The organism is Streptomyces exfoliatus (assembly GCF_000725545.1).
GTDB lineage: Bacteria > Actinomycetota > Actinomycetes > Streptomycetales > Streptomycetaceae > Streptomyces > Streptomyces exfoliatus.
Genome location: NZ_JNZP01000010.1, coordinates 24,071 through 36,309, shown reverse-complemented (window position 1 = coordinate 36,309; position 12,239 = coordinate 24,071). Strand labels below are relative to the sequence as shown.

The 12,239-nt window shown below is 72.4% G+C and carries 13 protein-coding genes; 4 read left to right on the top strand and 9 right to left on the bottom strand.

The features are described 5' to 3' along the window. Positions 1-24 precede the first annotated feature (24 nt). From IO20_RS0112250 to IO20_RS0112235, 3 genes are all read right to left on the bottom strand, one after another. The gene (locus IO20_RS0112250; RefSeq protein ID WP_030548859.1) at positions 25-432 is read right to left on the bottom strand and encodes a rodlin; all 408 of its coding nucleotides are present in this window, start codon (positions 430-432) and stop codon (positions 25-27) included. Positions 433-526: 94 nt separating this feature from the next. Beyond that, the gene (locus IO20_RS0112245; protein WP_030548857.1) at positions 527-1,570 is read right to left on the bottom strand and encodes an LCP family protein; all 1,044 of its coding nucleotides are present in this window, start codon (positions 1,568-1,570) and stop codon (positions 527-529) included. A 403-nt stretch (positions 1,571-1,973) separates the two neighbouring features. Continuing rightward, on the bottom strand, positions 1,974-2,384 hold the full coding sequence (locus IO20_RS0112235; RefSeq protein WP_030217900.1) for a rodlin: 411 nt from the start codon (positions 2,382-2,384) through the stop codon (positions 1,974-1,976). Positions 2,385-2,604: 220 nt separating this feature from the next. On the opposite strand from IO20_RS0112235, the gene IO20_RS0112230 reads away from it, so the two are divergent. Next, positions 2,605-3,018: a rodlin gene (locus tag IO20_RS0112230; protein ID WP_030548854.1), complete on the top strand. Its 414-nt coding sequence runs from the start codon at positions 2,605-2,607 to the stop codon at positions 3,016-3,018. A 179-nt stretch (positions 3,019-3,197) separates the two neighbouring features. Continuing rightward, entirely contained in the window at positions 3,198-3,431 is a 234-nt protein-coding gene (locus IO20_RS0112225; protein WP_030548852.1) for a chaplin, read from the top strand. Positions 3,432-3,840: 409 nt separating this feature from the next. Here IO20_RS0112225 and IO20_RS40960 read toward each other — a convergent pair whose 3' ends face one another. Next, positions 3,841-4,275: a hypothetical protein gene (locus IO20_RS40960; protein WP_051874378.1), complete on the bottom strand. Its 435-nt coding sequence runs from the start codon at positions 4,273-4,275 to the stop codon at positions 3,841-3,843. Between IO20_RS40960 and IO20_RS40265 the strand changes: the two genes are divergently transcribed. Continuing rightward, positions 4,274-4,642 carry a hypothetical protein gene (locus IO20_RS40265; RefSeq protein ID WP_051874377.1) on the top strand — a complete coding sequence of 123 codons (369 nt, stop codon included), beginning with the start codon at positions 4,274-4,276 and terminating at the stop codon, positions 4,640-4,642. The genes IO20_RS40960 and IO20_RS40265 overlap by 2 nt on opposite strands. Positions 4,643-5,066: 424 nt before the next feature. Then, a complete protein-coding gene (locus tag IO20_RS0112210) occupies positions 5,067-6,686 on the top strand; it encodes a glycoside hydrolase family 26 protein (protein ID WP_030548851.1) in 1,620 nt (539 codons plus the stop codon). Between the two features lie 36 nt (positions 6,687-6,722). On the opposite strand, the gene IO20_RS0112205 is transcribed toward IO20_RS0112210, so the two are convergent. Genes IO20_RS0112205 through murJ form a run of 5 tightly spaced genes read right to left on the bottom strand, consistent with a single transcriptional unit; the run spans position 6,723 to position 12,188 of the window. Then, positions 6,723-7,883 carry a GNAT family N-acetyltransferase gene (locus tag IO20_RS0112205; protein ID WP_030548850.1) on the bottom strand — a complete coding sequence of 387 codons (1,161 nt, stop codon included), beginning with the start codon at positions 7,881-7,883 and terminating at the stop codon, positions 6,723-6,725. Then, a complete protein-coding gene (locus tag IO20_RS0112200; protein WP_030548848.1) occupies positions 7,880-8,557 on the bottom strand; it encodes a YveK family protein in 678 nt (225 codons plus the stop codon). Before IO20_RS0112200 ends, IO20_RS0112205 begins: the two co-directional genes overlap by 4 nt. Positions 8,558-8,570: 13 nt before the next feature. Next, positions 8,571-9,704: a glycosyltransferase gene (locus IO20_RS0112195; protein WP_030548846.1), complete on the bottom strand. Its 1,134-nt coding sequence runs from the start codon at positions 9,702-9,704 to the stop codon at positions 8,571-8,573. Then, entirely contained in the window at positions 9,701-10,504 is an 804-nt protein-coding gene (locus IO20_RS0112190; RefSeq protein WP_051874400.1) for a polysaccharide deacetylase family protein, read from the bottom strand. Before IO20_RS0112190 ends, IO20_RS0112195 begins: the two co-directional genes overlap by 4 nt. Then, positions 10,401-12,188 (bottom strand): murein biosynthesis integral membrane protein MurJ, encoded by a 1,788-nt coding sequence (gene murJ / locus IO20_RS0112185; RefSeq protein ID WP_051874399.1) that lies wholly within the window; start codon positions 12,186-12,188, stop codon positions 10,401-10,403. The genes IO20_RS0112190 and murJ overlap by 104 nt, the downstream gene beginning before the upstream one ends. Between the last annotated feature and the right edge of the window lie 51 nt (positions 12,189-12,239).

Here is a 12,239-nt window from a genome sequence, read left to right as displayed (position 1 = left end):
CGCACCGTGGCCGAGCGTCGTCGCTCAGCTGTTGCCGGCGCCGTTGCCGGACAGCACGGGGATGTCGCTGAGGATGTGCGACAGCGGCTCGTCACCCTTGGCCTGGGTGGAGTTCTCCGTGCACTGCTGGTTCTGCGGGGAGGACAGGACGTTGATGTCCTGGACCGCGATCGGGATCAGGCCGACGATCGAACCGGCGTTGACCTTGGCCGGCAGGCCGATGCACGGCTTGTTCAGGGAGCCCTGGACGAGCGCGAACTGCGGGCTCATGTCGCCGTGCGTGGAGGAGTTGCCGAACTCCTGGTGCGCACCGTTGCCGGACAGCGACGTGGTGCCACCGTCGTCGGCGATGGCGAGCGCCTGACCGGCACCCGCCGCCGTCGCGCCGAGGACCGACGCGGCCACAGCAGCCGTAGCCAACAGCTTCTTCATTGTTCAGGCCTTTCGGATACTGGCTCGCTGAGTGCCGAGCCGTGCTGATCAACTGGTCGGAGGCGCGGAGGTTCCGCGATGTCCACCGGACGGACTACGGGCAGATGAGCGAACCGCCCGGGTCGGGACGGTAGGTGGCCACGGAGACCTCACTGGGCGCGACCTCGCCGGCCGCGGGCAGCGGGCGGTCCTCGCGCAGCCGCCCGAAGACCTTCGCGGCGCCCTCCTCGTCCCAGCCGACGGTGGACCCGACCCCCGCGATGTTCGGGTTGAAGCCGCGTACGGGCACGGTGGCGAAGGTCGTACGCTCCGGGGGCAGGTTCCGGAGCCGCGCGGCGAGCGTGAGGAGTTCCGTCGCCGAGATGCCCCGCTCGGCCGCGGCCGTCCCGCGCAGGGTCGCCGCGAGGGCTCCGAGCCGGGCGGGATCGTCGAGGACGCCGTCGCGGAGCCGTTCCAGGGTGTTCACCACGAACTTCTGCTGCTTCCGCATCCGGCCGAAGTCCATCTGCCCGTCGGCCCGGCGCGACCGCACGTACTGCAGCGCCTCGCCGCCGCCGACCGGCTTGGTTCCCGGCGCCAGGTCGAGCCCGGTGACCGAGTCCTTGAGGGGCGCCTCCGTGCAGATGGGGACCCCTCCTTCGACGTGGTCCACGGTGTCCATGAAGCGCCGGAAGTCGATCTCCAGGTAGCGGTGGACGGGCAGTCCGGTCGCCGACTCCACGACCTCGACCGCGAAGGAGGAACCGCCCTCCGCCCAGGCTCCGTTGATCTTCGCCTGGTGAGCGGCGTGCAGCTTCCCGGTGCGCTGGTCGCGGTGCTGGTCGGGGAAGGTGGTGAGCGAGTCACGGGGCAGACTCACGACGTCGACGCGGTCGTTGTCCGCCGAGACGTGCACGAGCATCATCACGTCCGTGCAGTCGCACTCCTTCCCGCCGAGCCGGTAGCGCTTCTTCTCGTCCTCGGTGACGCCCTTGCGGCTGTCGATGCCGACCACGAGGAGGTTCAGCCCCCGCTCCGGGGCGGGGAGTTCGGTGGGCACGGCGGTGGCGAGCGCGCCGGGGGCGAGGGCGGCGAGGGCGGTGATCGCCGCCGCGACGAGCAGCGGTCGTCGGGGCCGCAGGGGAGGCGGGAATTTCATGCCCGCACGGTAATTCGAGCGTTCTCGCACACAGGTACGCGACGCGACATGAACAGGACGAATCACTCTCCTGCGACGCCTGTGGAATGATGCGGGAATCGCAGCGGAAGGAGCGAAGATGGCGCCGGATCCCGGGAAATGGGAACGGATGGCCTTCATTCCGAAGAGCCGATATGTGAGCGACCCGTCCCCGGCGGAACGGACACCTTTCCCGGTCTATTCCGCCCTGGTGGACCAGTGGGTCCAGGCGGGCCGGGCGGTCCCTGGGGTGCCGGACCGGGAGTGGGAACGCCTGATGGCGACGCCGGTCTGGCCGACGTGGTGAAGAGGGAACGCACGGCAGCGAAAGGGGCCGCCCCGGAGGGCGGCCCCTGACGTGTGAACGTCGCGCGAAGGCGGAACGTCAGTTGTTGCCGACGCCGTTGCCCGAGAGGACCGGGATGTCGTCCAGGATGTGCGAGAGCGGCTCGTCACCCTTGGCCTGGGTGGAGTTCTCGGTGCACTGCTGGTTCTGCGGGGAGGACAGCACGTTGATGTCCTGGACGGCGATCGGGATCAGGCCGACGATCGAACCGGCGTTGAGCTTGGCCGGCAGGCCGACGCACGGCTTGTTCAGGGAGCCCTGGACCAGCGCGAACTGGGGGCTCATGTTGCCGTAGGTGGCGGAGTTTCCGTACTCCTGGTGAGCGTGGTTGCCGCTCAGGGAGGTGGTGCCGCCGTCGTTGGAGATGGCGAGCGCCGGGGAGGCCACGGCGGCGGAGGCGCCGACGATGGAGACGGCCGCGGCCGCGGTGGCCATAACCTTCTTGATCACAAGAGTTCCCTTCTAGAACCGGCTCCGTGCAGGGAGCGACCTGATCAACCGGCATTCGGACCCTGGGGTTCCGCTGTGTCACCTGCTTGGCGGAGCGCACTCGGCAGCGCGAAACGTGGTCCCAGTCGAACGGGTGAAGTGCCGGAACCCCGGGGGGACGACCGCAGTTGAGCCCGTCGCATCAATCAGGTCGATTGGTGGGAACAGGAACGGAATCACCGTGATCAAGAAGATTATGGCGGCTGCGGCTGTTACGGCCTCTGTTGTCGGCGCTTCTGCTGCGGCGGCCTCCCCGGCGCTCGCCATCGCCGACGACGGCGGTACGACCTCGCTCAGCGGCAACGGCGCGCACCAGTCGTTCGGCAACTCGAAGACCAAGGGCGACATGAGCCCGCAGTTCTCGGCCGTCCAGGGCTCGCTGAACAAGCTGTGCCTCGGCGTCCCGGTCAAGGGCAACGTCGGCTCGGTCGTCGGCATCCTCGTCCCGGTCGCGGTCCAGGACGTCAACGTCCTGTCCTCCCCGCAGAACCAGCAGTGCGCGGAGAACTCCACCCAGGCCAAGGGTGACGAGCCGCTGTCGCACATCCTGGAGGACATTCCGGTCCTCTCCGGGAACGGCGCCTACAACGGCTGATCCGTATCGCGCACGACAGGGCCGGCGGGAACGTTCATGTTCCCGCCGGCCCTGTTCTGTGCGGTCCGTGCGCGCAATGGAGTGAAAAAGCGAATGTCGTGTCGGTTGCGGTTTCCTTTGTGCGGCACGTTCGTTGTCTTTTGTGCAATGTCTTCCGTCCCGGAAAGGATCCAGACGAAATGAACTGTAAGAAGGCTGCGGCCGTCGTCGCCGGAATCATCATGGCCATGGGTGCGGCGTCGCCCGCCTTCGCGGACGCGGACGCCCACGGTGCGGCGATCGGCTCGCCGGGCGTCCTCTCGGGCAACGTGGTCCAGGTCCCGATCCACGTGCCGATCAACGCCTGTGGCAACAGCGTGAACGTGATTGCCCTGCTGAACCCGGCGTTCGGCAACACCTGCGTCAACGCCTGACCCCACGGCGCCACGCGGACACAGGGGCCGGCCCCGGAGAGCATCCGCTCCCCGGGGCCGGCCCTCCGTCATGCCGGGACCGGCGCCTTCCCGCCCGTACGCGGCCGGCCCACCGAGCCGCCCCGGGCGTCCGACCGCAGCCGCCGCACCCCCCGCACCAGCCGCGGCGCCGTGTACTCGGCGCCGAACGAACCGCATCGAGGGACCGTACGAAGGGGCGGTGAGGAGCCCGGCCAGGAAGAGGCCCGGCCAGGAGGACCCGAAGAGGCCGCCGACCTCCGGGGCGACGCCCGCGCCGACCGTGCGGAGCGCGCCGCGCAGCGCGGGCGAGAGCACCCCGGCCCGGTCCAGGCTCGGGGTGAAGCCGGTGGCCGCGACGACGTGGTCGGCCTCCAGGACCGCCGTCCCGTCAGGACCGGCCGCCTCCAGCCGGAGCCGCTCGTCCCCCGTCACCGTCGCCGAGATGATCCGCAGCCCCAGGCGTACGTCCGCGACCTCCGCGAACCGCTCCCGGAGCCACCAGGCGCCGGAAGACGCCCGGGGTGTCGGCGTACAGCTTGTTCCTCCAGCCGCAGCCCAGTCCCGTGTGCGGGGCGCGCAGCGCGGGCCACAGGCCGCGGTCGGGGGCCGGGGGCAGGTTGTTCCAGTTCAGCCAGTTCCCGCGGGCGACGATCCGGACCGCGGCGGCGCCCCCCTCGGCGAGGAGCGCGGCCGTCTCCAGGGCGGCCTGACCGGCCCCGACGACGGTGACGTCCCGGCCTGCGAAGCGGTCGAGTGCGCCGTGGTGGCTGGAGTGGGTGACGTACCGCCGGGGCAGCTCCCGCAGCGGCCCGGGGACCTCCATGAAGCAGCAGCAGGCTGCCGGCCTCCGGGGTGCGGGCGTACAGCTCCCGTACTTCGGCGAGCGACCGCAGCACCGAGGTGCTGCGCAGCCCGCCGCCGGCCGGGAGCAGCCAGGGCCTGCTCCACTTGGCGACCACCGGCAGGCCGAGCGACCGGGCCATGGCGGCGGGCTCGTCGGCGCCGGTGGGGATCCGGGTACGGGGGTGGGGGAGGCCCAGGGCCGCACAGGTCCCGGCGAGCGCGGCCCTGTCGGCGACCCGCAACAGCTGCTCCTCGGTCTGCTCGGGCAGCAGGAGGCGCGGGGAGAGTGCGGACCGCCGACGGGCCAGGGCGAGGGCACTGACGTCGTCGAGCGGAATGGGCAGTAAGGGATGTGACGGGTCGTCGGTGATCTCGTCCGCGATCCGGGTGAGCAGGGCGGCGAGTTCGGCGGAGGAATCCGTGCCGTGCCGGACGCGGGCCGAGCGGAGATGGCGGGAGCGGGTGACCGGGCTCGTCGGCGATTCGACGGCGGCGTGCACCTGGATTCCCGCTCGCCCGAGAGAGCGGGCGGCGCCGAGAGTGCCGTGATGGAAGGGGTTCCGGTCGAGTCGTACGGGGACGGCGGGTACGAGGGTGTCGAAACTCTGACGGCACGGCACCCTTCATCTCGGGTGGGTGCCCCAACTGGGCGATGAAACTCTCTAATGGACTACTGATCAGAGCGAGCCACCGTCCACGGTCGGCTCATTAGGAATACTTTCGGAGAATCGGACTGACGGATCATCAAAAGGCGTATGTGAAGGAGTGGCCATGGCAGCTGCACACCGGAGAACATCGAGAATGTGGCTGGGGGTGTTCACCGCCGGTCTCCTCGCCTCGGGCTCAGTCGTGCTCTCGTCCCCCGCGCACGCCACCGAAACCGTGGCGGCCAGAGACCCCGGGCCGAACCTCTCCAGTGCCATGGGAGCCTTCCTCGACTCGGGCGCACTCGGGGTCGCCCGCATCGAACACCTGCAGAGCTGGCTCGGCGGACGCGAACTCCGCGTCGGCCACACCTACCTGCCCGGCGACCTCTGGAAGAACATCGAGGGCCCGCCCGGCTTCCTCGACGCCTGGGCGGACTGGCGCAACGAGAAGGCCGACCGGCTCTTCGTCCTCAACGTGCCCATGCTGGAACGCAACGAGGCCGGAGTCTCCGACGCCGAGGTCCGCCGTCAGCTCCAGCTCGGCGCGGCCGGTTACTTCGACCACCACTTCCGCACCCTTGCCGAGCGCCTCGTCGAGCTTCAGGCCACGGACACCGTCATCGTCCTCGGCTGGGAGATGAACGGCACCACCTACACCCACCGCTGCGCACCCGACCCCACGGCGTGGAAGAAGTACTGGAACCGGATCGTCGGCGCGATGCGTTCCGTACCCGGCCAGGAATTCCGCTTCGACTTCAACCCGAGCCGCGGCCGCGACGCCATCCCGTGGACCGAGTGCTACCCGGGTGACGACGTCGTCGACATCATCGGCATGGATTCCTACGACCAGCCGCCGGGCTCCGACTTCGACCAGCACGTCAGCGAACCGTACGGGCTCCAGAAGCAGATCGACTTCGCCGCCGAGCACGGAAAGGAGATCTCCTATCCCGAATGGGGTCTCTTCCGGAACGGCGACAACCCCGAGTACATGCGACGCATGCTGGAATGGATGCGGCAGCACAAACCGCTGTACCACACGATCACCGATTACTGCCCGCACGGCGTCTGGCAGTGCGACGACAATCCGCGCTCGTCGCAGACGTTCCGGCAGATGATGTACGGCACGGAACCGGAACTACCGCCGGAGCCGGAGATTCCGACCGAGCCGGAACTGCCGACGGAGCCCGAGCTTCCGACGGAGCCGGAGTTGCCGACCGAGCCGGAGTTGCCGACGGACCCGACGGTTCCCGAGCCGAAGCCGGAGCCGAAGCCCGAGCCGAAGCCGGAGCCGAAGCCGGAGCCGAAGCCCGTGCCCAAGCCCGAGCCCAAGCCCGAGCCGAAGCCGGAGCCGAAGCCGGAGCCGAAGCCCGAGCCGAAGCCGGAACCCAAGCCGGAACCGAAGCCCGAGCCCAAGCCGGAGCCGAAGCCCGAGCCGAAGCCCGAGCCCAAGCCGGAACCGAAGCCCGAGCCCAAGCCGGAACCCAAGCCGGAACCGAAGCCCGAGCCCAAGCCGGAACCCAAGCCCGAGCCCAAGCCGGAACCCAAGCCGGAGCCGAAGCCCGAGCCCAAGCCCGAGCCCAAGCCGGAGCCGAAGCCCGAGCCCAAGCCCTCCTGTTGGACCGTGAACCTCGGTTCATGGGTCGAGAGTTGGATCGGTGGGCCCGTCTGTGTCCCGAAGGACAACTGGAAGGACGAGGTCGACCTCGACTGGAAGGACGCCCTGACCGGCGTCTGGCCCTTCTGACCGGCCCGAGCCGGACACTCACGGCGGCGGCGGAGCTCATCCGCCGCCGCTGTGCGGTGCGCGGCCCGGGAGGCGGCCGAGCGCCCGGCCCACCCAGGCGCGTTCACGCGCCTGCCGGGCCGCCCAGCGGCGGGCGTCGGCGGCGCCCGCGCGGAGCCAGAGCAGTGGGGCCGTGCCCCGCCCGGCGAGCATGAGCCGTTGGTTGCCGACGGTCTCGGGCCGCCAGTGGTGCTTGTACGCCTCCGTGCCCCGCAGCATGCTCAGGGTGGCCCGTCCGCCGGCGCTGGTCTCCCCGGCGCCGTGCCGGAGCAGCATCGTCGCGACATCGACCTTGCGGGCCCGCAGGGCCGGATCGGCGCCGTACAGATAGCCGCCGGCCAGTCGCGGGGACATCAGGGTGAGGTCGGCGGCGACGACGTCCCCGGCGAGCCGGAACTCGGTGACCATGGCGTCCCCGCGCTCCACCATCGGCCGCACGGCCCGGGTGAGGTGCTGGGCGAACCGGTCGCTGGTGTGCTCGGCGGTCACCCCGCGTCCCCGCCACTGGAGCTGATGCAGCTTCAGGAGTCGGTCGAGCGCCGCCGGCACCTCGTCGCCGCTGACGACCCGCGCGTCGATGCCGAGGGCGTCCAGCTTGCGCAGCTTGGCGCGGACCCGCTGGGCCTTCCCCGAGGGGATCCGTTCGAGGAGCCCTTCCATGGGTACGGCGGGCAGTTCCAGGCACAGCGAGTCGGGGAGCCGGCGTCGCGGGCCGCGCCACCGGGCGAACACCTGCTCGCTGGCCGCCCCTGGCCGTACCTCCCGCAGGTCGATCACCGCGCCCCTGGCGGCCCTGGCGATCCCGCGGGCCAGGGCGGGCGCGGCCTCCGGGCAGCCGTCGTCGAGGAGGACGTCCGTGAAGTCGGTGATCGTGCCTCCGAGCTGGGTGAGGGCCGGCAGCGGCCCCCGGGCCCGCATCAGGGGCGCGGCGGCGACGAGGCCGCCGTCCTCACGCCGTACGAGCACCACCCGCAGCGCACCGGGGCGGCCGTACGAGAGCCACCAGGAGTGCAGCCAGGCGTGGGACTGGAAGGGGGTGGCGGAGGAACAGCGCCCGTACAGCGCCGTCCATTCGGCCGTGAGGCGCCCGAAGGTCTCCTCGTCACGGCAGATCTCCGTCCGCAGGGCTCTCGCGGCTTCCGTGGCTCTCGGGGTCACACCGACTCCGCCTGGTGTGCGGCGACCGCGGGGGCGGGCACGGCGGCGGACGCGGACGCGGCGGACGCCGGCTGGCGGGAGTGCCTGGCCTCGCGGGACGCGGCGCGCTTCGGGCGGACCAGGAGGGCCAGGCCGCCGAGGAGACCGCCGGCGCAGCCGCCGACGAGCGCGGAGAGCGGCGCGGACGGGGAGACCGGGGCGACCGGCTTGGTGGCGCGGGAGAACTGGACGACCTTCACGCCTGTGCTGCCCGCCACGTGCGTGCTGTTGAGGACGAGCGCGCGGGCCACCCCGTCGGCCATCGACACGGCCTTCGCGGGCTTCTCGGCCCGCGCCGTGATCGAGATCATCGGCGCGTCCGGCGAGGTCGCGGCCTGCACGCTCTTCCGCAGGGTGCCGGCGCTGACCCCCGCCCACACCTGGGCGTCGCCGGTGACCGCGATGTCGGTGGCGACCCGCCCGTACGCCTGGGCGAAGCCGAGCGCCGCCGCCGGGTCCGACTTCTCGGCCGGTACGACGATGACGTAGCTGACCGCCGCGTACTCCGGGGTCTTGAGGGCCCCGTAGCCGCCGCCGATCACGGCTCCGGCGAGGACGGCGGCGGGGAGCACCGCCCAGCGGCCCGGCGCGCGCAGGCGGGCGGGGAGGAAGGCACGAGGTGGGGTGGTCTTCATGGGTCGGGCTCTCTCACTTCACGGGGGAGGGGGTGCCGTGGACGGCCTGGTCGTAGAGGGACATCAACTGACCCGCGCTGTGCGCGATGTCGTAGCGGCGGGCCGCCGCCGGCAGCGGCAGCCGGGCGAGCCGGGCGTCCCGGATGCCGCGCAGCGCGGAGACCAGCTCCGGTACGGGCTCGCCGATCCGGCGCGCCCCCGGCGCCGCCTCCGGGGCCAGGTCGTCGATCGCGGGACACGCCACGTAGAGCACGGGCAGGCCGGCGGCGAGGGCTTCGACGACGGCGAGCCCGAAGGTCTCGTCGGGGGAGGTGGACACGAAGACGTCCATGGCGGACAGCAGTTCGGGCAGCGAGGGTCCGACCGAGGTGACGGTCGGCGGGTCCTCGCAGGCCCCGGCGAGGAGCACCCGGCCGGCGCCGCCGCACTCGCGGGCCACCCGCAGCAGCTCCTCCCGCTGGTCGCCGTCGCCGACGAGGAGCAGCCGGGCCTCCGGGACCGAGGCCACCGCCCGGACGAGCCGGTCGAACCGCTTCCCCGGCGTGAGCCGCCCGACCCCGCCGACGACGTACGCGTCCTCGGGGATGCCGAGGACGCCCCGGGTGAGGCGGCGGGCCCGCGCGTCGAAGGCGAAGCGGTCCGTCTCGATGCCGTTGGGGACGACCCGGATGCGGTCGGGGGGCACCCCCCAGTCGGCGAGCCGGCGGGCCACGCTCGGCGACACGGCGACCGTGGAGGTGCCGAGCCGCTCGGAGGCCAGATAGAGCGCGCGGGTGCCGGCCGAGAGCGGCCTGCCCTCGATCTGCGTCTCGCCGAGGGAGTGCTCGGTGGCGATGACGTTCCGTACCCCGGCCAGCCGGGCCGCCGTCCTGCCGTACACGCACGCCCGGTACAGATGCGTGTGGACGAGGTCGTATCGGCCCTGCCGGACGATCCGGGCGAGGCGGGGCAGCGCCCCGAGGTCGCGGTTGCCCGTCATGCCCAGATGGGTGACGGGGGTGCCGTCCGCCTCGATCCCCGCGGCGACGGCTCCAGGGTTGGTGAGGGTCACCACCCCGCTCTGGACCGGCAGATGGCGAAGGAGCAGCCGCAGCTGCTGTTCGGCGCCGCCGATGCCGAGCCCGGTGATGACGTGCAGGACCTTCACGGCGCACCGACCACGGCGGGGCCGTACGGGGCGGGGAACAGGTCGGCCGGGTGGCGGCGGCGCACCGGGTGCAGGAGGCGCTTGGCGGTGAGCCGCCAGGAGGTGTCGTCCTCCCCGATGTGGACGCGGGGCAGCGCGTACGCGCCCGTGTGCGGGCCCGGGTCGATCGCGCAGGCGTAGCGGTAGCCGGCCTTGCGCACGGCGTGGATGGCGCGCGGGTCGACCTTCCCGTACGGGTAGCAGAAGCCGTCAACGGGACCGCCGGTCATGTCCTCCAGGAGGACGCGGCTCTCCCTGGTCTCGGCCCCGAGCACCGCGTCGTCGACCTCGGGGAGCGCCACGTGCGTGAGTCCGTGCGAGCCGATCTCCATGCCGGCCTCGGCGATCCGCACGATCTGGTCCTCGGACAGCAGCGACTTGCGCGGTCCGGCGGTGTCCCAGGCGTTCTCGCCGCCGAGCCGGCCCGGCAGGACGTACACGGTGGCGGTGAAGCCGTGCCGGCGGAGCAGGGGCAGCGCCGAGTCGAGGAAGTCCGCGTACCCGTCGTCGAAGGTCAGGCCGACGAGCCCCTTCGCGCGCCCCTCGGCGGTGGCGGCCAGCAGCTCCCGCACCGAGACCCCGCGCAGTCCCCGGTCGCCGAGCCAGTGCAGCTGCCGGGCGAAGCGCACGGGGGACACGGTCACCCGGTACGGGTCGTCAGCGGTGTCCGTGATCGAGTGGTACATCGCCACCCACAGAGGCGGTTTCACCCACAGGGGCGGCTTCGGCAGCAGACGGCGCAGCGCGGTGGCGGCGGGCATGGAGGGTCCTCCGGAAGGCGGAGCGGGGCAGGGGCGGAATGTCGGGCGCCTTGGCGGCGCAGGCGATGAAGAGCAGGAAGACGCCGACGACGGCCAGGCCCGCGACGGTGACGGCGAGGGCGGCGGGGTCGATCGCGATCGAGCACAGCCAGCCGACGCCGGTGGCCCAGGCGGACGCGGTGGCGAGCCGCAGCAGCCCCTCGCCGAGCCGGTCGACCCGGACCGGGACGGCCTGCCGGTGCGCGCCGCGCAGCAGCAGCACGGCGGTCAGCGTGATGCCGAGCGCGTTGGCGGCGGCGATGCCGACGGCGCCCCAGTGGTGGGCGCCGGGGACGCCGGCGGCGGCGGTCGTGACGAGCCCGGCGGCCATGGCGGCGGCCGGGTACCAGAGGGGGCGGGCGGCGGAGAAGTAGCAGCGGACCAGGGCGCCGACCATCGTCTGACCGAGCAGGCCGAGGGCGTACACCCGCATGACGGCGGCCGTGGCGGTGGTGTCGGCGCCGCTGAACTCCCCCCTTTCGAAGAGGAGCTCGATGATCCGTGGGGCGGCGGCGATCACCGTCGACGCGCCAACGAGGACGACGACGGCGGCGAGCAGCAGATCCCGCTCGACCCGGCGGCGGGCCGCCTCCGTGTCACCCGCCGCGAGCGCGCGGGCGACCACGGGGAAGCTGACCGTGCACAGCATCAGCGACAGGATCATCGGGATCTGCGCGACCTTCTGCGCGTAGTTCAGATGCGAGATCGCGCCGGCCGGCAGCGGGGAGGCGAGGAAGCGTTCGATCAGGGTCTGGGACTGCCGGGACAGCGAGAACGCGACGACGGGCGCGATCAGTCCGAGGAGCAGGATCCGCCCCTCACCCGCGCCGGAGGGGACGAGCGCCTCGGGCTCCCGCATCGGTACGGGCCGGGTCCGCAGCTCACGGATGAGCGAGGGCGCCTGGACCAGGACCATCAGGATGCCGCCGACGGCGACCCCGGCGGCGGCCGAGCGCACCCCCCACGGCTCGCGCAGCACCACGATGGTGCCGATGATGCCGACGTTGTACGCCACGTAGATCGAGGCCGGTGGCAGGAAGGAGCCGTGCGCGCGCAGCGCGGCCGAGCAGTAGCCGACCAGCGCGAAGGTCAGCACGCAGGTCCCCGTCAGCCGCGTGCAGTCGACGGCGAGCGCCGGGTCGGACAGCCCCGGCGCGAGCGCCGACACGAGGAGCGGCGCGGCGATGACGAGGAGGGCGGCGGCGATGCCGAGGGCGAGGACGATCCGGGGGAGCGTGCCCCGTACGAGGGCGCGCACCGGATCGCCCGACAGGACGCCGGAACGGCGGGCCAGGGCCCGGGAGAAGGCGGGCACGAGGATCAGCGCCATCGCGTCCTCGATGAGGAGCGTCGACGCGAACTCGGGCACCGTCCACGCCACCAGGAACGCGTCGGTCTCCGCCCCGGCCCCGAAGTACCCGGCCAGGATCTGGTCCCGTACGAGCCCGAGCACCGCCCCGGCGGCGGTGAGCCCCGCGGTGACGGCGGCGGCCTTCGCGAGAAAGCCTTTGCCCTGGGGCGCACCGGTCCGGGGTGCCCGCCCCCGGGCGTGCGCACGGCGTCCGGGGGGACGGGGGACGGGGGGAGGCGGGGAAGGGGCGACGGAGGGAAGGCGCCGAACCGTCACGTGCCGGGCGCCGGCCATCGCGGTGGGACGGGTCCCCGACAGCACGACGGCCTCCGGGGCCCACGAGGA

Excerpts from the sequence above, each read along its gene's own strand:
- murJ (WP_051874399.1), bottom strand. The coding sequence starts at position 12,188 with ATGGCCGGCGCCCGGCACGTGACGGTTCGGCGCCTTCCCTCCGTCGCC.
- IO20_RS0112210 (WP_030548851.1), top strand. The coding sequence starts at position 5,067 with ATGGCAGCTGCACACCGGAGAACATCGAGAATGTGGCTGGGGGTGTTC.
- IO20_RS0112190 (WP_051874400.1), bottom strand. The coding sequence starts at position 10,504 with ATGCCCGCCGCCACCGCGCTGCGCCGTCTGCTGCCGAAGCCGCCCCTG.
- IO20_RS40265 (WP_051874377.1), top strand. The coding sequence starts at position 4,274 with ATGAAGCAGCAGCAGGCTGCCGGCCTCCGGGGTGCGGGCGTACAGCTC.
- IO20_RS0112250 (WP_030548859.1), bottom strand. The coding sequence starts at position 432 with ATGAAGAAGCTGTTGGCTACGGCTGCTGTGGCCGCGTCGGTCCTCGGC.
- IO20_RS0112245 (WP_030548857.1), bottom strand. The coding sequence starts at position 1,570 with ATGAAATTCCCGCCTCCCCTGCGGCCCCGACGACCGCTGCTCGTCGCG.
- IO20_RS40960 (WP_051874378.1), bottom strand. The coding sequence starts at position 4,275 with ATGGAGGTCCCCGGGCCGCTGCGGGAGCTGCCCCGGCGGTACGTCACC.
- IO20_RS0112200 (WP_030548848.1), bottom strand. The coding sequence starts at position 8,557 with ATGAAGACCACCCCACCTCGTGCCTTCCTCCCCGCCCGCCTGCGCGCG.
- IO20_RS0112225 (WP_030548852.1), top strand. The coding sequence starts at position 3,198 with ATGAACTGTAAGAAGGCTGCGGCCGTCGTCGCCGGAATCATCATGGCC.